General features: G+C 34.9%; 19 protein-coding genes. 13 read left to right on the top strand and 6 right to left on the bottom strand.

What is annotated here, in order from left to right; genetic code table 11:
• Nucleotides 1-723 precede the first annotated feature (723 nt).
• From QYS47_RS07790 to QYS47_RS07810, 5 genes are all read left to right on the top strand, one after another.
• On the top strand, nucleotides 724-1491 hold the full coding sequence (locus QYS47_RS07790; RefSeq protein ID WP_322348284.1) for a hypothetical protein: 768 nt from the start codon (nucleotides 724-726) through the stop codon (nucleotides 1489-1491).
• The gene (locus tag QYS47_RS07795) at nucleotides 1491-2135 is read left to right on the top strand and encodes a hypothetical protein (RefSeq protein WP_322348285.1); all 645 of its coding nucleotides are present in this window, start codon (nucleotides 1491-1493) and stop codon (nucleotides 2133-2135) included. Before QYS47_RS07790 ends, QYS47_RS07795 begins: the two co-directional genes overlap by 1 nt.
• Nucleotides 2111-2863, top strand: coding sequence for a sensor histidine kinase (locus QYS47_RS07800; RefSeq protein ID WP_322348286.1), 753 nt, complete (start codon nucleotides 2111-2113; stop codon nucleotides 2861-2863). The genes QYS47_RS07795 and QYS47_RS07800 overlap by 25 nt, the downstream gene beginning before the upstream one ends.
• Nucleotides 2860-3528, top strand: coding sequence for a response regulator transcription factor (locus QYS47_RS07805; RefSeq protein WP_308357082.1), 669 nt, complete (start codon nucleotides 2860-2862; stop codon nucleotides 3526-3528). The genes QYS47_RS07800 and QYS47_RS07805 overlap by 4 nt, the downstream gene beginning before the upstream one ends.
• Nucleotides 3529-3724: 196 nt before the next feature.
• Entirely contained in the window at nucleotides 3725-4117 is a 393-nt protein-coding gene (locus tag QYS47_RS07810) for a hypothetical protein (RefSeq protein ID WP_322348287.1), read from the top strand.
• 320 nt (nucleotides 4118-4437) lie between these two features.
• On the opposite strand, the gene QYS47_RS07815 is transcribed toward QYS47_RS07810, so the two are convergent.
• The 4 genes from QYS47_RS07815 to QYS47_RS07830 all read right to left on the bottom strand — a co-directional run bounded on the left by QYS47_RS07815 (nucleotide 4438) and on the right by QYS47_RS07830 (nucleotide 8374).
• Nucleotides 4438-5085, bottom strand: coding sequence for a hypothetical protein (locus QYS47_RS07815; protein WP_322348288.1), 648 nt, complete (start codon nucleotides 5083-5085; stop codon nucleotides 4438-4440).
• Nucleotides 5086-5096: 11 nt separating this feature from the next.
• Nucleotides 5097-5375 carry a hypothetical protein gene (locus tag QYS47_RS07820; RefSeq protein WP_308357078.1) on the bottom strand — a complete coding sequence of 93 codons (279 nt, stop codon included), beginning with the start codon at nucleotides 5373-5375 and terminating at the stop codon, nucleotides 5097-5099.
• Nucleotides 5376-5775: 400 nt separating this feature from the next.
• Nucleotides 5776-7644 (bottom strand): cation:proton antiporter domain-containing protein, encoded by a 1869-nt coding sequence (locus tag QYS47_RS07825; protein ID WP_322348289.1) that lies wholly within the window; start codon nucleotides 7642-7644, stop codon nucleotides 5776-5778.
• Between the two features lie 103 nt (nucleotides 7645-7747).
• Complete coding sequence (locus QYS47_RS07830; protein WP_322348290.1) at nucleotides 7748-8374, bottom strand: TetR/AcrR family transcriptional regulator; 627 nt, start codon at nucleotides 8372-8374, stop codon at nucleotides 7748-7750.
• A 120-nt stretch (nucleotides 8375-8494) separates the two neighbouring features.
• Between QYS47_RS07830 and QYS47_RS07835 the strand changes: the two genes are divergently transcribed.
• The 5 genes from QYS47_RS07835 to QYS47_RS07855 all read left to right on the top strand — a co-directional run bounded on the left by QYS47_RS07835 (nucleotide 8495) and on the right by QYS47_RS07855 (nucleotide 13398).
• Nucleotides 8495-9151, top strand: a complete 657-nt coding sequence (locus QYS47_RS07835) for a transglutaminase-like domain-containing protein (protein ID WP_322348291.1) — start codon at nucleotides 8495-8497, stop codon at nucleotides 9149-9151.
• A gap of 4 nt (nucleotides 9152-9155) precedes the next feature.
• On the top strand, nucleotides 9156-10955 hold the full coding sequence (locus QYS47_RS07840; RefSeq protein WP_322348292.1) for an acyl-CoA dehydrogenase family protein: 1800 nt from the start codon (nucleotides 9156-9158) through the stop codon (nucleotides 10953-10955).
• 155 nt (nucleotides 10956-11110) lie between these two features.
• Complete coding sequence (locus tag QYS47_RS07845; RefSeq protein ID WP_322348293.1) at nucleotides 11111-11692, top strand: Crp/Fnr family transcriptional regulator; 582 nt, start codon at nucleotides 11111-11113, stop codon at nucleotides 11690-11692.
• 105 nt (nucleotides 11693-11797) lie between these two features.
• On the top strand, nucleotides 11798-12775 hold the full coding sequence (locus QYS47_RS07850) for a ring-cleaving dioxygenase (RefSeq protein WP_322348294.1): 978 nt from the start codon (nucleotides 11798-11800) through the stop codon (nucleotides 12773-12775).
• Nucleotides 12775-13398 (top strand): alpha/beta hydrolase, encoded by a 624-nt coding sequence (locus QYS47_RS07855; RefSeq protein ID WP_308357073.1) that lies wholly within the window; start codon nucleotides 12775-12777, stop codon nucleotides 13396-13398. The genes QYS47_RS07850 and QYS47_RS07855 overlap by 1 nt, the downstream gene beginning before the upstream one ends.
• Nucleotides 13399-13413: 15 nt before the next feature.
• On the opposite strand, the gene QYS47_RS07860 is transcribed toward QYS47_RS07855, so the two are convergent.
• Nucleotides 13414-14754 (bottom strand): 3-oxoacid CoA-transferase, encoded by a 1341-nt coding sequence (locus QYS47_RS07860; RefSeq protein ID WP_322348295.1) that lies wholly within the window; start codon nucleotides 14752-14754, stop codon nucleotides 13414-13416.
• Between the two features lies 1 nt (nucleotide 14755).
• Nucleotides 14756-16507 carry an FAD-dependent oxidoreductase gene (locus QYS47_RS07865; RefSeq protein ID WP_322348296.1) on the bottom strand — a complete coding sequence of 584 codons (1752 nt, stop codon included), beginning with the start codon at nucleotides 16505-16507 and terminating at the stop codon, nucleotides 14756-14758.
• A 91-nt stretch (nucleotides 16508-16598) separates the two neighbouring features.
• Here QYS47_RS07865 and QYS47_RS07870 point away from each other — a divergent pair, with 91 nt between their 5' ends.
• The 3 genes from QYS47_RS07870 (at nucleotide 16599) to QYS47_RS07880 (ending at nucleotide 19386) form a co-directional block, all read left to right on the top strand.
• A complete protein-coding gene (locus QYS47_RS07870) occupies nucleotides 16599-17462 on the top strand; it encodes an intradiol ring-cleavage dioxygenase (RefSeq protein WP_308357071.1) in 864 nt (287 codons plus the stop codon).
• Between the two features lie 94 nt (nucleotides 17463-17556).
• Nucleotides 17557-18330, top strand: coding sequence for an IclR family transcriptional regulator domain-containing protein (locus QYS47_RS07875; protein WP_322348297.1), 774 nt, complete (start codon nucleotides 17557-17559; stop codon nucleotides 18328-18330).
• A 3-nt stretch (nucleotides 18331-18333) separates the two neighbouring features.
• Nucleotides 18334-19386, top strand: coding sequence for a maleylacetate reductase (locus QYS47_RS07880; RefSeq protein ID WP_322348298.1), 1053 nt, complete (start codon nucleotides 18334-18336; stop codon nucleotides 19384-19386).
• The last annotated feature ends 68 nt before the right edge of the window (nucleotides 19387-19454 follow it).

The following is a 19454-nucleotide window of genomic DNA, read 5'->3' on the forward strand; positions in this document are numbered from 1 at the left end:
TTGCAACCCGCATATATGCGGACTCTAAAAATTGGATATGCGCGATTGAAATTTTTGACCACGCATAATTATTTCATCAAAATAGATATGCGCATAATTTAAATGTGGCTTAAAACTATTGTTCCCCTACCATTCTGAATGGAGGTAAAAAATGTTCTAATTTTAAAATATTGTACTGCCTATAAATAATAAAATTCTCTGCTAAGTAGGCAATGATTATCAGATTAAGCATTGCTCTTCCCAAATTTCATTTTAAATCTAAAAAAATATCTGATCTCCGATTAATACTTGTATTTTAAGGTGATTTTTATAATTAATCGGCTATATTTACTTATTGATTTCTTCAACGACCAAAACCTGCTATTCATCAATTTTTTTGTTTTATCGATAGTATTGGTGCATGTTCTGGTCCAGAAGAATTATAAGCACAATAACAAGAGTTTATATAGTTTCATTAGGATAGTAAGCCCTTTAACGCTATTATTTCTTATGCTTGAATAGGCAAAATGAATACTAGCTTTTTTTTTGAGATTTATTTTTCAAAAATAATGAAAAGGGTTTTGGATGTATTGAAAATGGTGAAGCTGTTAAATTACAGTAACACTAACGAATTTTGAATGATAAGTAATGTCCTTGTGAAGTTTAAAAGTTGATAAAGAGAAAAATAGTAGATGTAAACAATTACTTAACTTATATAAATAGCCAAAACCAAATAATAAGATCATGCTTGAAAAAGAAAAATGTATTCTCGCCATCGAAAAGTGGGAAAAGACCAGAGCGCATTATAATGAAATCAAATCTTTAGTACCTCCAGCCGCTGCCTTCAGCTTTAATCAAAAAGAATGTCAATGGCTTGAAGAGAACAATGATAACGGTAAGTTCCATACCTATATAGGAGTTCATGAAGATCAGCTAATTTTAATTGTGGTTCCTTTAGATAAAAAGGGGACAGAAAAAGAACTTACTTCCTATTTATATTCAGAATTAAAAAGATTAAATAAAGAAATAGTAATAACTGAAACTGATGTTGTTACGACTAGAAAGAAAACCGTGCTTTCTGAAAATCTAGAGATTACAAAATATAGTGAAGAAAAGGATTTTCCCACTTACAATGAACCTAGTATAACGGAAAGAGCTTCTGTAAAAGACATAGAGAAATGGAAAAATGAATGTTTAGATTGGTTTTATTATCAGTCTAAAAAATCAAATGGGAAGAATATCTTTAGAACCTTTACGGTACCTTTTTCAGATATATCACGAGAAACGGGCCAAGATGGTGAAGTGGTTGCTTTCTTTGGTTTTAAACATTCTTCCATTTATCAAAAAGCTTTGCCCATATTAATTTTTATTGCTGTAGAAAATCAAACCAAATCTGCACAGATTATTAGTTCGCAGGCTGTTGATGAAATAATGCTAACGAACTCGCAAGATTGGGCTCACCCTTGCCCACCCCTTTGCAAAGACGGTGTAGATTTCGGGCTTTTAGGTTGATGAACAATTATATTTTAAGCTCTATCATTCTCTCTTATTCTTTATTGATTACCGCTTTTTTGTATGGTGTAAGCAATGAAGTAATACGGAATAATGAATTTAAAAAATGGCATATAATCTATCTGGGTTTTATTTTAGGAATTGAGAGTATTACGATATTCTCAATTTATATATTGGAGAGTAAGACTACACAGTATTTATATCCAATCTACGTCACAGGAGAGTTTTTGATATTAATGAGCTTATGCCTAACAGAATTCAAAGCGACAAAAATGTGGAAACTAGTAACAGGAATAGTGGCTAGTTTTATCTTTATTGAAACCACTATCTTATGGTTTGTTCATCAAGATGCTTCTACCGGTTATGCAAAGATTATTTCCCATTTAATTATTATCTGTTTACTGGCTATTCTACTCGTTAAAAACATGAGGGAAGTTGAAAGAAGCAAACAGAGTTGGTTTATTTTCGGAGCCCTATTTCTGTACTATAGCGTATCTTTATTTTTATTCTTGTTAATTAATCAATTGACTGAGCACAGCATCAATCTTTGGATTATAAATAATATTCTTTCTTCTATTTTATACGGTAGTTTCATCTATACATTTTACAGTTTCAAAAAATGGAAGTCAAGATCTTATATATAGTAATTATGATTATCGTACTATCGATAATTATAATTACTTTTTTTGCGGTATATAGAGCCTTTATTCAAAAGATTTTGAGAGAACAATCCAGGCAACATCAATTAGAGTTAGAGCATCAAAAAGAGATTAGCATGCAATATACCATTGTGCAGGAAAATGAAAGGAAACGGATAGCTGAAATGCTGCATGATGATGTGGGGAACAAGCTCAATATTCTCTCACTCTGGATTAATAACGAAGATACATGGAATAGCAATCGTTCAAAGGAAGTGGTTAGTCAACAGATACCAACGCTAATTGAAGCGGTTCGGAACATATCGCACACTTTATATCCAGCTAATCTGGAGAAATTTGGCTTAATTTTTCAAATTGAAGCTTTAATTGCTTCGGTTAATACATCTCTATCAATTCAATTAATAGCCCAGCATGATTACCAAAAAAAAGATATTTCAATTGAAGTGAAAATCTATCGTATCATCCAGGAGTTTTTAACTAATGTTATTAAGCATGCTCATGCAAAAAAAATGCTAATCCATTTAAGAGATACTGAGACCTCTTTTGCAATGATTTTATCGGATAACGGCATAGGGTTTAATCATGACACGCTGCAAAAGGGGATGGGACTTAAAAATATTGATGGTAGAATTCAATCTATTGATGCATATAGTAAGTGGAAAAGTAAAACAGCTAAGGGGACTAGATTAATTATAGCCTATTTAAAACCGTGAGTACAATAATAAAATTAGCATTAGTAGATGACGAGCCTTTAATTTTAGAAGGACTCTCGCTTTTATTTTCAAATGTAGAAAATATAAAAGTTGTTAAAACAGCCAGTAGTGGTGAAGATTTTCTATACGAGATGGAAGGAATTCAAAAATCAGATTTTCCTGATATTGCCCTGATCGATGTTCAAATGAAGCCAATGGATGGTTTTGATTTAGTTGAAGTTTTGAGAGCGAAATATCCTGATTTGAAAATCATTATACTCTCATCTCATTACAAAAGTAATGTGCTCGGGCATATGATTAAGTTAGGAGTTTCAGCTTTTATCCCTAAAAACTCAAATAAGATTGAGCTTTTGCAAGTTGTAGAATCAGTATATGAAAAGGGGGTATATTTTACGAAGAAGGATCAGGATATGCTTGTAGATTTTATGATAAGTAAACCAAAACAACCCACTTTAGAGGCTGAACAAGAGTTATCGAGTAGAGAAATTGATGTATTAAAATTAATTTGTCAAGAATACACCAATCAAGAAATTGCAGATCAATTGTTCATTAGTAAAAGAACGGTTGAAGGTCATCGTCAAAGAATATTAGAAAAAGTTGGAGCGAAGAATACCGTTGGACTAGTCGTTTATGCAATAGCCCATAATATTCACCCCATTTCATAATTCCATTATCAGGTATAAATACGTGCCAGTCAATTAGGTATTTTCTACTCTAAAATACCTTGATATAATTCTGTCTATTTGTAATGATCAACCTATTGAATAGTTCAATAGCAATGTGAGCAATTGTGCAGCCACAATAATCACAGATCAAAAGAACGACCTATACAGAATTAAAACTTGACCTATGCCTGATACGATGAAAAAAAACTCAAATCAATTGCCTAGAGAGGATATTAAAGCCTATTCTCAACTTGCTGGTAACCAACAAATCATTCGAAAGATAAAAATAGGAGATTTAGATGTAATTGTATCTGCAGAAGATAATCATACGATAGATCTCAATGCATATGCTGGATTGAATTTAGCACTTTTTGCTGAGCAAATCACTTTATCAGGATCTGTAAAAGCAAATAAGCTTGCTGTATCTACAGATATCTTGGTTTTAGGTACAGGTGCTGAGCTAGACACTTCGGGAGCAGATGGACTAGTTACTCCCGGAGTAGCAGTTGATTCACCAGGAAAAGAGGGAGATAATGGGCATGATGGAGGTCATTTATATCTTTATTTAGTACCTCTGTTAATTCAATAACCTCCCCATTTTTACCAGCTTTTCCGAGTAATCCATTATTACATCCTCCTGTAGTCCAGAGAAATCTTCTTCAGAAGGACTAAAATCAGCAATGTAGAATCGGCTTTTATTAAATTTGTTTGCACTTAAAGTGTTATCTTATTAATTGCTTCGGAGGGTTGGGAGATTCAAGTTTCTAGCTTATGAAACTTTTAATTAAAATTTAAATCAAGTGCAAAGAAATAAATTTGTAAAAGATAAAGCCCCGAAAATTCCACTGAAATTTTCGGAGCTCTAATATATAAAGGGTAAGAAATTATATTTCGCTAATTTCGAATCTTCTAAAAGAACTGCTTTAAGAAAATCGCTGGCTTTTCTCCTTTAATGGCAGTATAGCCAGTTTGAGAAAATATATCCCCTTTTTTGGTCTTAGCTGAAATTATAATATTCTTAGATCCTACTAAAATTGAATCTAACCAGTTACCATCATTAACCTGTACACCCATTTCGTGTGGAGTGCCAAATCTTGTGGCAATAATATTTCCTGTCCCATTAGTGATCAATGTACGTTGACCAATACCTGGGGAAGGAAAAACTTGTGAAACAGTAATATCAGTTAATTCGCCAAGTGTTATAAAACCTGACTCATCTGCTAAATTTACACCAATATCATTTGTGTCTGAAGGCACCATACTAATAGTTCTACCAAAGTCGGGCTTCGATGAATTATTTAGGCAATACATCCAAGGAGTAGTACCTTTATGTCCTGACTCTGTCTCAAATGTTGCATAGTACTTAGCATGAACATTTAACGGGTTTGTGACTTTGCCCTCATTTTCTAGCGCTAAATTGTAAAAGGAATTGAGCCCTAAAGTGCCAATGGAATAAGTACCAGTCGCATTTGTTAATATTACGGCTGACAACGGTTCCAATGGATTGAAATACATATAGACAGTAACGTTTTTAACTTTAATTGGAATTGATTGCATAACTTTAAAGTTTAGTTGATTTCTTTGATGTTGTTAATAATAGCAGAGCCTTCTAATGGCTTATAAATACTGACAATCGCTGCTCCAATTACGGGTTGTCTTGTTGCAGATTCGGTATTACAGAAGAAATGGTAATTAGTACCCGATACAACTTGATGAGACACTGCTACTGGTGCATATCTAACACCTACAAGCCCTTTCATGGCTTCATCAAAAGCTGATTTACTTGCTTTACTTATTTCACTTGAATATGGTGAAAATGCGCCTAGTTTATTTGTTTGTTCTGACATGTTTTTATTATTAATTTTCCTACTCTATTTAATATGGGCTTTTCGGATTACGCCTTTATACTTCGATGGTATTAATACTAGCTAGCGGTCTAATCGAAGTTTTTTTACGATTACATTATAAATGTCTGATAATGAGTGGATATTTTTTAGCGTAGAAATACTGGTTTTGCTGAAATAGGTAGAATTACCTACCATATGATTTGGGATTTTATTGATATAGAGGTAGAGGTCCAGTTTCAGGAATTAATTCTATAAACTATGAATTTATAAACCGATTAAATCTATGAGCCGCAAAGTTGTTTTAGGACGATACAGTGGCTTAAAACTGTTTTTCACGCGCTGCCTGTATTCAAATGAACCTCATCAGTAGATTTAAATGTTCTGATTGAGAACAATCTTATTATGTATTTCCGACAAAGGTTTTTCGAAATTCTGCCAAAGCATTCTGATTTCCAATAACCGTTATGAAATCTCCTAATAATAATTTTGTATCACCATGCGGAATAAAAACTTCTCCATCACGCTTTTGAATCACTAATGAGCCAGTAGGAGGGAGTGCTAATTCTTTTACTTTCTTTTTATGAATTTCCTTTCTTTTAATCTGTATTTCCTCCAATCTATAATTTTCAAAGCTCTCGGATAAAGAGGAAATAGAATCAGGGCTTACAATCAAAGATTCCACATGGCTAGCCAATACTTCATCGTGATCAATAAATTTAATATTCGAATTGGGTCCTATTAATTTGCGGTTAGCAGATTGCTTTCGTGCAATAATCTTACTGTGGTGAAGTTTCTCTTTTATGAAGGTCGTTAACTCTTGGTTTAACAACTTAGATTCAGTTAATACAATCACCAAATCCCCTGTTCTAATATTTAAACCCGAAATTACTTCTTCAGAAATTTGCTCTACATAATTGAAATTAAGATGCTTTCTTTCATATTCTGGGATTAAATCCTTTTTCTGTACTATACTTAAAGCAGAAATCCCATGCATTTTGAGTCGCTCGGCTAAAATGATACTGGCTCTAAGTCCTCCCAATATGTAAATTTCATAGTGTTCTTCAACTTCTGATTTATTTAAAATTTTGTAGAGCAGCGGAGAAATTAGACTAATCAAAATCGAAGAAATGACAATTCCTGCGTTTTCTGCTGAATTAATCACCCCAAGATTTAAACCAATTTGAGCAGCCGCAATAGTAAGGCCCATTCTTGCACAAAGTAAAACCCCACCCGCTAGCGCTTTTTTCAGACCAAATACTTTCCACATAATAAGGGCAGGAAGAATTTGGGTAATGGCAAAACCTAAAAGCAGGGTGATGATAAAGGGAATAGATTCTTCAAACTGACTTAATGAGGATAAATCGAGATTTACTCCCACCATGATGAAAAAGATGGGAATGAAAAAGCCATAGCTCATACCGTCTAATTTGAACAGTAAGGAAGAGCGTTTTTTCTCCACAAAAAGACTGAGTAAGGCTCCCGCAAAAAAGGCCCCCATAATGAGTTCGGTATTGATGAGATGGGCAATTAATACAAAGAACATGAGCAGGGCTACTGTTCCGCGTATCCGAATTTGGCTTGCAGCATGCTCCAATTTGTAGAGTATAATCTGAAACCTTCTCTTTCTGCTAATTTGCTTTCCTATGATATAAACTAGGGTAAAAGCAAAAAATATGAGGATGAATAATAAAAGCTCTACTTCAAATCCGTTTTCTAATACTCCTGAATAAACTGATATAATGATGATACTCATCACTGTGGCAATGGCTCCTTCCATCAGCATGACCTGTCCAAACTTTCTGCTTAATTCTCCATCTGCTTTTAAGATGGGAACCGTTATACTTAATGCGACAGTGGGTAATAATAAAGCAAAAAAGAAAATGTCTATTTCCATAAATAGGCTAATGAACCAGGCAAAGGGAAGAGACAAAATCAAGGAGCCAAAATAAATGAATACGGCAAGTAAAAATGAATTTTTGAGTAAATTAGAAAGCGTTACTTTACCTTTTGGAAAAGAAGAGATGATCTTTTGCATATCTATTTCTAAACCGGAAAGGAAAATCAAGAATAAGAAACCAGTATCAGCTAAAAAGCTTACTATAGGGGTATCAGAGATTATATTGAGAACAAAAGGGCCACAGGCTACTCCTACAATGATTTCTACTATAACAGAAGGGACTTTTGAGACTTCAAACCACGAAAGCAGCATGGGAACTATCCAGGCAATCATGAATACAATAAAGAGTGGCCAATAGTCTAAGTTTTCCATAAATATAGTATCAAGGCAAAGCTTTGGTTGTGAAAAATAATGGAATAAATACTTCCCTCAAAGTTGCAAAATAAGAGAACTTATAATTGCTAATGTTTCTAAATTAATTTGAACTGTTTTTAACTACCTTATGAAATCCTTCTTTCCCTTTTTCTGTCAAAGTGGGGCGCACTAAATTAAAGAAAAGCTGCATATAATAATCAACCTTATCCTCCTCTTTACCGCTATAAAAAGTCTCAGCATCCGATATCCATGAATTGCTAATCATCAATAATGAATGAATCAGCATGTTTTTTTGTCGGCTATCTTTAAAAGGTTTCATATAGCCATTAGCTATCAGGAAGTCAGAGATCATGTCTAATATTTTCCAGCGCTGTTCAAATTGTTGCTGAGCATGTTTTTTAATATGATCGAAATGACGCATGACTTTGGTAATTCCCAAGTAGATGAATTTATACTTATAGATTTCTTCGAAAAGTACTTTTAGCCTGCTCAACATAAATTCAAGATTGATCACCTCTTCTTTAATGTTTTTAAACTGAGCATCAATTCTTTCCTGCATGTTTAAATAAAGCTGAAGAATGATGTCATCCTTCTTAGGGAAATGATAGCATAAATTCCCATAGCTGATTCCCATTTCTTCCGCTATAGTTTTACTGGATATAGCGGATATGCCATGCTCGTTAAATAATTCTAAAGCTTTATCTAGGATTTTATCTTTGGTTTTCATGCTGATTTATTCAAGGCAAATCTATAAAAATAGAACTAATAAAAATAATTAGGCAATCATGCCTAATTGATGGTTTTATTCTCTATATTTGTTAGGCAATAATGCCTAATTAATTAATAAATGCAAGAAAAAATAACAGATAGATATCTTAAGCCTGGTTATTTTACAAATTCAGACCATCCAGATGTTCAGGATTTTGTAATTGAAAAAACGAAAGGGCATGAACATTTAGAATATAAATTAAATGCGCTTTATTATGCAGTTCGCGATGGCTTCAAATATGATCCATACACTTTAGATTTTTCAAAAGAAGCAATGCGTGCCAGCCATTTGGTAAATAGAGATTATGGATACTGTGTAGAGAAAAGCTGTTTGTTTGTTGCGGGTGCCCGCATTTTGGGTGTGCCTGCCCGTTTGGGTTTTGCTAATGTTAGAAATCATATAGGAACGGCTAAGCTGGAAGAAATTTTGCAAACCAACACATTGGTTTTTCATGGTTATGCCGAAATATTCTGGAACGATCGCTGGCTTAAATTGACTCCTGTTTTTAATGAATCCCTATGTCATATGCTGAATGTTGAGCCTTTAGCTTTTCAGCTAGATGATGATTCAATCTTCCAGGAATATGATAAGGGGGGTGGTAAATTCATGGAATATACACATCAATACGGCCACTTTGAAGATATTCCTTATGAATTGTTCATGAGCGAATTAGCGGCTCATTACCCACATCTTGCTGAGAATTTTCAATATGGAAAACTTATAAAACTTAAATAGAACTATGGAAACTCAAGAAAAATTTCAACCAACTATCACGGGTGGTTCTTTTTTAATCAATCAATCCCCGAAAAGAATTTTTGTGAATACTGATTTTACGGAGGAACAAAATATGATGATTACCTCTGCTAAAGATTTTGTAGAGCAAGAAGCAATGCCATTGGCTGATGAATTGGAGAAAAAGAAGGACTTAAGCCAGACGATCAATTTATTAGAAAAAGCAGGTGAATTAGGTCTGCTAAGTTTGGGTGTTCCAGAAAATTATGGTGGTATTGAGGTGAGCTTTAACACTACTTTGAAAGTAATAGAAGAGGTAGCAAAATGCACAGAGTTTTCCCCAGCATTCGGTGTACAAACCAGTATCGGAATTGCCCCCATTCTATTGTATGGAAATGAAGATCAAAAAGCTAAATATATTCCCAATTTGATTTCTGGCAAATGGAAAGGATGTTACTGTTTAACTGAACCAGATGCAGGATCTGATGCTAATTCCGGCAAGACAAAAGCAGTTTATGATTCGAGCAAAAAAGCGTATGTGCTGAATGGCCAAAAAATGTGGATTACCAATGCGGGTATAGCGGATATATTTATTGTTTTTGCAAAAGTAGAAGATGATAAAGATCTATCTGCATTTGTGGTTGAAAAATCATTTGAAGGCTTAAGCTTAGGAGATGAGGAAGATAAGATGGGAATCAGAGCATCATCTACCAGACAGGTATTTTTAAATGATGTAGCTGTACCTGAAGATAATATGCTAGGGAAAAGAGGCGAAGGTTTTAAAATTGCATTGAATGTATTAAGCACAGGCAGAATAAAATTAGGTATTGGTGGAGTAGGGGTTTCAAAAAAGGCAATTCGTCATGCGGTTGAATACGCGAAGCAAAGAAAACAATTCGGAAAGTCTATTAGTGAATTTGGCGCTATTAAGCATAAGATTGCCCAGATGGTTACCAAAACCTATGCATTGGAAGCTGCAGCCTATAGAACTGGTGATTATATAGATCAGAAAGAAGCTGAATTAATATCAACTGGTGTTTCAAAAGAGCAAGCAAAACCTAAATCAGTTTCTGCTTTTGGAATTGAATGTGCTATCATTAAAGTATTCGGAACAGAAGTTCAAGATTTTGTAGTAGATGAAGGCCTACAGGTATATGGCGGAATGGGGTTTTCTGAAGAAGCCCCAATGGCTCGATTATACAGAGATGCCAGGATCAGTAGGATATTTGAGGGAACGAATGAAATTAACAGAATGCTCATAGTGGATATGCTGTTGAAAAAGGCAATGAAAGGCGAGCTTGATCTCATGAGTGCTGCCCAGGAGATACAGTCTGAATTAACTTCCGTACCTAGCTTTAGCTCAGATAATGAAACGGATGAATGGGCAAAAGCTTTTTCTACAATCCAAAACTTGAAGAAAGCTATTTTAGCAATTGCGGGTAGTGCTGCTCAGAAGTTGATGGTGAAATTGAAAGATGAGCAAGAAATATTAATGAATGTAGCTGATATGCTCATTCAATTATATGTTGTGGAGTCTTGCTGGTTAAGAAGTCAGAATAAAAAAGACTTATTAGGAGAAGAAGCAGCGCTGGTTGAACTAGAGATTTCAAAATTACAATTATACGATGCTGTAGAAGAAATAAAATCTGCTGGACAAAAAGCTATTTTGTCTTTTGCGGATGGTGATGACGCTAAGATGCTGCTTATGGCACTCAAAAGGTTTACCAAATTTAATACTTTCAACCTTAAAGAGTCAGGTAGAATGATAGCTGATAAAGTCATTGAAGAAGGTGAGTTTTGTTTCTAGTTGTGATGAAATGCGGAACTGGTGAAAGCCAGTTCTGCTATTTTATGAGTTATTTTTAAACCATTTTGTAAAATTTCTCTTGTATATTAAGCTATCAATCAAATAGGATTAAATTCTTTGATTAAAGATTTTTTAATTTTAATCCATTAGTAAATATGCAGAAAGAAGAAATTATTAGTCATTTCCAATCTAAAGTACCAGTAACCACTGATGACATCAACTGCTTTTTTGATCTAGTCGAATTCAAATCTGTTAAAAAGAATGAGCTTATAGTAAGGCAAGGGGATTCGTCTTTATATTTTATTTTAATAAAGTCGGGATGTCTCATGACTTATTTTAAAGATAAACATGATCATAAGCATGCTATACAGTTTGGCCAAGACATGTGGTGGACTGGTGATTTAGATGCTATTTTTAATAGCCATGAATCCAGTTATTCTGTAAAAGCGATAATGCCTTCTGAGGTGTATTTATTGAGTAAAGAAAATTTTGAGCAATTAATTCAAAAGTGCCCTGTTTTTGAAAAGTATTTTCGAATTCTATATCAAAATGCCTTGATAAGCCATCAAAAAAGAATTATTAGAAATATTTCCTATACCGCTGAAGAAAAGTATCTGGAGTTTGTGAAAATTCATCCTCGTTTAGAATTGATAGTTCCTCAAAAATACATTGCGTCCTATATGGGCATCACACCTGAGTTTTTAAGTAAGTTGAAACGCAAATTGGCTCAATCTTAAACTAAATTAAGATTTAAGTTCATATAGTAAACATTTGTTTGAAATACAGAACAACCTCTAACTTCTATGGTTAATTTCACCTAAACAAATTAAAATTTTACTACTATGAATCCGAACGAATATATCACGGGACTACACCACTTAACTGTAAGTGTTGGTAGCGCTCAAGAAGACATTGATTTCGTAACTCAGGTAATGGGGATGCGAATGATTAAGCAAACAGTATTATTTGATGGCTCAGCAAGTGTTTATCATTTATATTATGCAAATGCTGATGCTGAAGTAGGATCTGTTTGGACTACTTTCCCATTTAAAAAAGCAGGTGTTTACGGTAAAAAAGGTTCTGGTCAAATTGAAGTTTCTGGTTTTTCAGTTCACCCTGATGCCCTTCCTTTTTGGAAACAGCATTTAGACAAGCACAATGTAAAAAACTCTGGAATCTTAGAACGCTTTGGTCAAAAAATGATTCATTTTGAAGATCCATCTGGCGTTGGTATTGGTGTTTTCGGAGATGCCAACGACAACCGTAATGCGTGGTCAACAGATGAGATTTCTAAAGAGAATGGTATTAAAGGTATCCACAGTGCAGTACTATCTGTTAGAGAGGTAGAGATGATGGATAAATATTTAACCGAAACCTTAGGTTTCAATAAAGTAGGGCAGGAAGGTGATTATCACCGTTATCATATCAAAGACGGTGGAGCAAGAAGAGTAATTGAATTACACCATCAGCCAGATTTACCGCAAGGAAGCTGGACATTCGGTGTTGGAATTCCTCACCACATTGCTTTTGCTACTGCAAACGATGAGCAAAGTGCTGAATTAAAAGCATATATTGAAGGTACTGGTTATACGGATGTGACTGAAATTAAGGATAGAAATTATTTCCATTCTATCTATACTAGAACTCCAGGTGGTCAACTATTTGAATTTGCTACTTCTGATATAGGATTTGCAGTTGATGAGCCAGAAGATTTATTAGGTCATGAGTTACTTTTACCTCCATTCTTCGAAGATAGAAGAGAAGAATTGACTAAACCATTGGAGCCAATTCAAGTACCTCATTACTTAAGAGATAAATAATGAATTTCCATTTAGAAGAATCTCCAGTAAAATTAAATATCCCGAAGCAAGACGCTTCGGGATATGCTATTTTATGCCTTCATGGAAGAAATCAAACACCCGCTTTCATGCAAGATATTTTAAAGAAAATGGGTTGGGAAAATATACCTGTAATTTTACCCACAGCATCTGAAAAAGCCTGGTATCCTAAAGGCTTTATGGCCGATTTAAATGAAAATCTACCAGATCTTGATTATTCCTTAGAGACGGTTGAACATTACCATAAAGAATTAAATGATTTAGGATATTCAGATGAAAACATCATATTGATGGGCTTTTCTCAAGGAGCTTGTTTGATGGCTCAATATGCACTTTTACATCCTAATCGATATAAATCGATCATTATTTTTACAGGAGGTTATATAGGACAGGATGAAATAGATTGGAAATTCAAAGGAGATTTTGAAGAAACTCCGGTATATATTACTACTTCAGAAATAGATGAATGGGTACCTGTTTCAAGAACTAAAGAAACAGCAAATGAATTCAATAGACTAAATGCTAAGGTTGAATTGAAAATATTTGAAAAAAGACCTCATGAAGTTTCAGAAGAAGAAATTAAAGCTACTGCTAATTATTTATAAGCAGTAGCTTTTTTTTTATAAGCTATTTTTAAAAGGAGCTCCAGTACTCTTCTCTATACTTTCTACAGTTTCACCCGGCATTAATTCAATTAATTCAAATCCTTCATTTCCTATTCTAAAGACAGCCTTATCAGTAATAACAATATCAACTGCTTGCATAGCGGTTACTGGTAAATCACATTCTTTAACAAGCTTAGGACTTCCATCTTTATTAAGATGACTCATGGTAATGATTAATTTTTTAGCTCCAGATGCTAAATCCATGGCGCCACCAACTCCTAGTAAAGGTTTGCCTGGAACAGCCCAGTTAGCTAAGTTCCCTTTTTCATCCACTTCTAAGCCTCCCATTATTGCCACATCAACATGTTTTCCTCTAATCATCCCAAAAGAGGTGGAGGTGTCAAAATAGCTAGCACCCTTAATAGCAGTAACCGGAATTTTACCGGCATTTACAGGATTGACCATTGCTCCTGAACCATCAGAAGGCTCTGGACCTACACCCAACATTCCATTTTCGGTATGTAGCACAATTTCATCTTCAGCTTTAATAAGATCAGCCACAAGCGTAGGAATTCCGATTCCCAAATTCACTATATCTCCTTTGCTGATCTCTTTTAATGCTCTTCGCGCAATATTCATTCTGGTTTCACCTGCTTTTTTGCTTCCAACAGATGCCGAGGATCCTAAGTTTTCCTCTTTTAGCTTTGATTCAACCAAAAAGTCCACAAAGCAAGCCTGAGTATGAATATGATTAGGGTCAAGTTCACCTACTTCTACAATATCTTCTACTTCTGCAATTACCAAATCTGCAGCTGTTGCCATGGCAGGATTAAAATTCTGTTCTGTCATTCTATAAGTCAGATTCCCGGCTTTATCAGCTTTCCAAGCACGAATAAAAGCAACATTTCCTCTAATGGAATTCACAAATACTTGTTCCACTCCATTCAGGACTTTTGTTTCAAGCTCCTTTGCCAAAACAGTTCCAGCCGCGGTAGGAGTGAAAAATCCTCCGATACCCATTCCACCGGCCCTGATAGCTTCTCCTAATGTTCCCTGTGGCAACAATGCATAATCAACCTTACCATCTTGAGCCCATTTTACTGCATTGGGGTTACTTGTAAAATAAGAACCAATCATTTTTTTGAGCTGACCATTGGTAAGCAATCTATCTCCCCCTAAACCTGGTTCTCCTACATTATTACCAATATAGGTTAATTGCTTGGTATCCGTTTCTGCCAGAGCATGCAGTAAATTCACCGGTGCTCCTGTCATACCAAATCCACCACATAAAATGGTGTCATTTGATTTTACTTTTTTGGCTGCTTCTTGAGCAGTAATAATTGGAACATTTTTCATCTTATTTCCCTAAAATTTTTTCAAATGCATTTTTTAAATCACTTTCTGCATTTTGACTTACTTCCTTTGCTCTAAATGCTATGTGATAATCTGGCCTAATTAATAAACAGCCAGAATCTTTAATATCTCTGACTTCTGCCCATGCGCCATACAAATCAGTATAATCTCTGTCTGGGCCAATCTGAACAGTATTGATATTGATACCAAGAGATTTACTAAGCTCTTTGGCAGCTTCAATCCATTTTTCACCTCCAATACTTGTAAATAATGTGAATTCTCCTTTTCCTGATACATCTAAGGTAGAAACCTTATGCCCGTTCTTACCTAACCAAACATGGGGTAAATGTGCTCCCGGTCTTGTGGAGGCTTGGTAATACAATTCTTTATCTCTTTTAAATTCTTCTTCATGACTACCATCAGCTATGGTAGCATTTGAGTTATATCTTTGATTCATTTCTACGCCATGGCAGTTGAATTCATAGGATTTCAATGCAATAGCCTTTCTTAAATCTTCTCTTTGCTTTTCAGAAGTTGGATTATTATCCTTTAACTTCTCCATATTTGCCCTCATCTGTTCAGGTTTAATATCTTCACCCAAACCTAATGATTGGAATATCGGACCAAACTCTTCAATACTTTTATTCGCTCTATCTACTATTTGCTTTGCTATTGGCCCTCTTTCATCTTGATAACTTTCTAATAGCGATTCATTAGCCTCACCTTTGATTACTTTAGCAAGCTTCCAGCTAAGATTAAAAGCATCTTGTATTGAAGTGTTAGAACCTAAACCATTTGAAGGTGGGTGTCTGTGGATAGCATCACCCATGCAAAATACTCTTCCTTCAGATATTTTTTTGGCATAACAATGATTTACCGTCCAGGTTGAAGTTTGTGTTATTTCTATAGGAATACTATCATCGCCAACTAGCTTGAAAGCAATTTCTTTTGCTAAATCATCATTTACTTCTGGTGGACCATCGTTGATGTCATACCCCCATACTATTAGCCATTCGTTCCAAGGTCTTACCATTCTAACCAATCCCATTCCAATTCCGCCTACATTAGAACCCGGCTGAAGCACCCAGTATAAAACACTTGGACGATGAGCAACATATTTGCTTAAGTCCATTTTGAAAACAATATTCATGCTTCCACCAACTCCCATTTCACCCTCGTAAGGAAGACCTAAGTTTTCTGCTACTTTACTATTACCTCCATCAGCACCTACTAGATATTTAGCTCTTACTGTAAATTCTTCATCTGCTAGCCTATCTCTGCAAGTGACGGTAACTCCATTGTCATCTTGCACATGACTTAGATATTCTGTGTCGAATTTAAATTTTGAGCCTGTTCTTGCTGCAGCACCCACTATGATGGGTTCCGCTAAGTTTTGTGGTATATCACATATTTTGGTAGGACTGGCTAAAGTATAATCTGCCATTCTATTTGGGTGGTTTCCCCAAGAATATAATCTACCTAACTCCTCGCCAGCCAAACTAGTACAAAACACATTATTCCCCATTAATTCTTGTGGAACTGCTTTTTCAATTACCTCTTCTTCAATTCCAAGGTCTCGGAATACCTCCATAGTCCTTTGATTTGTAATATGGGCTCTAGGGGAATTGGCTAGCCAACCATATTTTGTAACCACCATATTTTTAATCCCATATTTACTTAAAAGAGCTGAAGTGGTAGATCCTGCTGGGCCGCTTCCCACAATAAGTACATCCGTTTCGTATCTAGCTTTTTCCATAGCGTTTTTTCTAAATGTTTATATAAAGAACATAAGTTTAATAATAAAACAAAAGTTTGAAATAATTGTTTATAAAAAAAATAGACGTCAAATGAGAAACTTAACTGAAGAAAACCTTACCGATATCGTATTGCAGAAGATCAATAGCGATGATCCTAGAAGTCAAGAAATCCTAACTAAATTGGTAAAGCACCTACATGCTTTTATCAAAGATTTAGAGCCTACAGAAGAAGAATGGTTTAAAGCAATAGACTTTTTAACTAGAACGGGTCAAAAATGTGATGATAAACGCCAAGAGTTTATTTTGTTATCTGATGTTTTAGGCGTGTCAATGCTAGTAGATGCTATCAATCACAGAACTCAGCAAGACGCCACTGAAACTACAGTAACAGGGCCATTTCATGCACCAGCCATGAATATGGAAATGGGAGATAATATTGCGAGAGGTAAAGAAGTAGAAACAGGTGAACCGGCTTTATTTAGAGGTAAAATTTTAGATCCAGAAGGAAAGCCATTGAAAGGGGCTACAATAGATGTTTGGCAATCTAATGATGATGGTTTTTATGATATTCAAGATAGTTCTCAACCTGAGATGAATTTAAGAGGGATTTTCACTACAGATGAATCAGGGGAATTTTGGTTTAAATCAATTAAGCCTTCTCCATACCCAGTTCCAACTGATGGTCCAGTAGGTGAAGTACTGAGAGCTTCAGGCAGACATCCAATGCGTCCTGCTCATATTCATTTCTGGATTGAAGCTGAGGGCTATCAAACTTTAATTACTCATATTTTTGTAGAAGGAGATGAATATTTAGATTCTGATGCTGTGTTTGGTGTAAAAGAGTCCTTAATTCTAGATTTTCCTTTAAATGAAAGTAAAGAGGATATGGATAAATACGGTTTTAAATCATCTTTCTACGATGTTGAATATGATTTTAAATTGGTGAAGAAATAAGTTAAGGTCAAAATACTTATTCAAGATGGTATAGCCAGTATTTTACCGTCAAGTTAATTCGGTCAATTTCACTTTAAATCTGCACATTTGTAAGATGGAATCTATCAAAAAATCTGATTTTGTTCAGTCTCTGGAAAAGGGATTAAACGTAATTGCATCATTTGATGCAGAGAATCAAAGCATGACCTTAACTGAAGTCGCTAAAAAAGTAGATTTAACGCGTGCTAATGCACGTAGAATTTTGTTAACCTTACAGTATTTAGGTTATGTTCAATGTGAAGACGGTAAAAAATTCAGTTTAAGTCCAAAAATTCTTACCCTTGGTTATTCTTATTTATCTGGCTTGCCATACCATGAAATTGCAAAGCCTTTTTTGAGGCAATTAGCAGATCAGGTAAATGAATCTTGTTCTATGTCGGTGCTTGACCAGAATGATATAGTATATGTGGCGAGAGTTCAAACTAATAGAATTATGACCCTAGCTTTAGGAATTGGAACCCGCTTGCCAGTTTATGCTACCTCAATGGGAAGAGTACTGTTATCAAGGCTGGAGGATGAGGATTTACTTCAATACCTTCACAGTCTAAAAATTGAAAAGTTAACAGAGAATACGATTACAGATCCTGATAAACTTTTTGAAAGAATCAAAGTAGTAAGAAATAGAGGTTGGGCAATTGCAGATCAGGAATTAGAAATTGGCGTGCGGTCGATAGCTTGTCCGATTAATGATAAAAGTGGAAAAACCATTGCCGCATTAAACATAAGTGGACATGCCAGCAGAGTAAGTAAAGACGAAATGCAGGAGAAGTTTTTACCACATTTGAAAAGTACAGTAGTTCAAATAGAAAACGCAATACATAAATTATAGATTATGAATTTTACGTATACATCATATCCTAATCAAGTTTATTTTGGAAAAGGTAAAACCGATGAATTACCTAATATCTTAAAAGATTACTCCAAAGTAATGGCGATGGGAGAGGAACGTTGGGAACCTCATATTAAGAAAGTAGCAAAAGAGATTGGTGAAGAAAACCTATATTATTTTCCAGAGATCATTCAGCATGTACCCCAGTCATTAGTGGATAAGGCGATGATTAAGCTAAAGGGAGAAAAACCAGATGTACTATTGGCCTTTGGGGGAGGTTCTGCTGTTGGGCTTGCTAAAGCTTTAGCCTTAGAAACTGATATTCCTATTATTGCAGTACCTACAACTTATTCCGGTTCAGAGCAAACTAATATTTGGGGCATTAGTACAGAGGAGGGCAAAACAACCGGAAAATCTATGAAAGTTATGCCGAAAGTAGTCGTGTATGATCCTGATCTGACATCCAGTTTACCCTTGAGTTTAGCTGTCACTAGTGGTATGAATGCTATGGCTCATTTAATGGAGGCTATTTACGCTCCAAATGGAAATCCTGTAACTCGTCATCATGCATTATTAGGAGTTGAATATATAAAAAAGGGATTAGAGATATTAGCAAAAGAAAAGCAACTAACGGAAGAAGCTAATACCGATATTCAATTTGGAGCTTATCTAGCCGGTAAGTGCTTATGTGAAGTGAGTATGTCATTACACCATAAAATGGCTCATGTTTTAGGGGGTAGCTTTAAATTAGAACATTCTTATGTTCATACAGTACTTCAGTCTTTTGTACTTAAATATCAGTGGGATTCCTTATCCGATGAAATTAAAACTGATTTTAGACAAGTATTGGGTCATAACCCAGCCCATAAATTACAAGAATTGTCAGGTAATGCAGGCGGACCAACAGATTTAAAAAGTATTGGGTTTAAAATTGATGATATCGAAAAAGCAGTAGAAACTGTTTTGGCGAAACCTTACGAAAATGTAGCGCCATTAGAGAAATCAAAATTAGTTGATATGCTGCACCATGCATATGAAGGGAGTCTTGAAGGCTAATTATTTTCCACTATAATTTTCTGATTTGAAGGTTTAGTTTGATAAAAACTAAACCTTCATCTTTTAAA

The sequence above is a fragment of the Marivirga arenosa genome (assembly GCF_030503875.2).
Lineage (GTDB): Bacteria > Bacteroidota > Bacteroidia > Cytophagales > Cyclobacteriaceae > Marivirga > Marivirga arenosa.

Bases quoted from the DNA above. Each gene is read 5' to 3' on its own strand.
- QYS47_RS07790 (WP_322348284.1), top strand. From the start codon at position 724: ATGCTTGAAAAAGAAAAATGTATTCTCGCCATCGAAAAGTGGGAAAAG.
- QYS47_RS07795 (WP_322348285.1), top strand. From the start codon at position 1,491: ATGAACAATTATATTTTAAGCTCTATCATTCTCTCTTATTCTTTATTG.
- QYS47_RS07800 (WP_322348286.1), top strand. From the start codon at position 2,111: ATGGAAGTCAAGATCTTATATATAGTAATTATGATTATCGTACTATCG.
- QYS47_RS07810 (WP_322348287.1), top strand. From the start codon at position 3,725: ATGAAAAAAAACTCAAATCAATTGCCTAGAGAGGATATTAAAGCCTAT.
- QYS47_RS07815 (WP_322348288.1), bottom strand. From the start codon at position 5,085: ATGCAATCAATTCCAATTAAAGTTAAAAACGTTACTGTCTATATGTAT.
- QYS47_RS07820 (WP_308357078.1), bottom strand. From the start codon at position 5,375: ATGTCAGAACAAACAAATAAACTAGGCGCATTTTCACCATATTCAAGT.
- QYS47_RS07825 (WP_322348289.1), bottom strand. From the start codon at position 7,644: ATGGAAAACTTAGACTATTGGCCACTCTTTATTGTATTCATGATTGCC.
- QYS47_RS07830 (WP_322348290.1), bottom strand. From the start codon at position 8,374: ATGAAAACCAAAGATAAAATCCTAGATAAAGCTTTAGAATTATTTAAC.
- QYS47_RS07835 (WP_322348291.1), top strand. From the start codon at position 8,495: ATGCAAGAAAAAATAACAGATAGATATCTTAAGCCTGGTTATTTTACA.
- QYS47_RS07840 (WP_322348292.1), top strand. From the start codon at position 9,156: ATGGAAACTCAAGAAAAATTTCAACCAACTATCACGGGTGGTTCTTTT.
- QYS47_RS07845 (WP_322348293.1), top strand. From the start codon at position 11,111: ATGCAGAAAGAAGAAATTATTAGTCATTTCCAATCTAAAGTACCAGTA.
- QYS47_RS07850 (WP_322348294.1), top strand. From the start codon at position 11,798: ATGAATCCGAACGAATATATCACGGGACTACACCACTTAACTGTAAGT.
- QYS47_RS07855 (WP_308357073.1), top strand. From the start codon at position 12,775: ATGAATTTCCATTTAGAAGAATCTCCAGTAAAATTAAATATCCCGAAG.
- QYS47_RS07860 (WP_322348295.1), bottom strand. From the start codon at position 14,754: ATGAAAAATGTTCCAATTATTACTGCTCAAGAAGCAGCCAAAAAAGTA.
- QYS47_RS07865 (WP_322348296.1), bottom strand. From the start codon at position 16,507: ATGGAAAAAGCTAGATACGAAACGGATGTACTTATTGTGGGAAGCGGC.
- QYS47_RS07870 (WP_308357071.1), top strand. From the start codon at position 16,599: ATGAGAAACTTAACTGAAGAAAACCTTACCGATATCGTATTGCAGAAG.
- QYS47_RS07875 (WP_322348297.1), top strand. From the start codon at position 17,557: ATGGAATCTATCAAAAAATCTGATTTTGTTCAGTCTCTGGAAAAGGGA.
- QYS47_RS07880 (WP_322348298.1), top strand. From the start codon at position 18,334: ATGAATTTTACGTATACATCATATCCTAATCAAGTTTATTTTGGAAAA.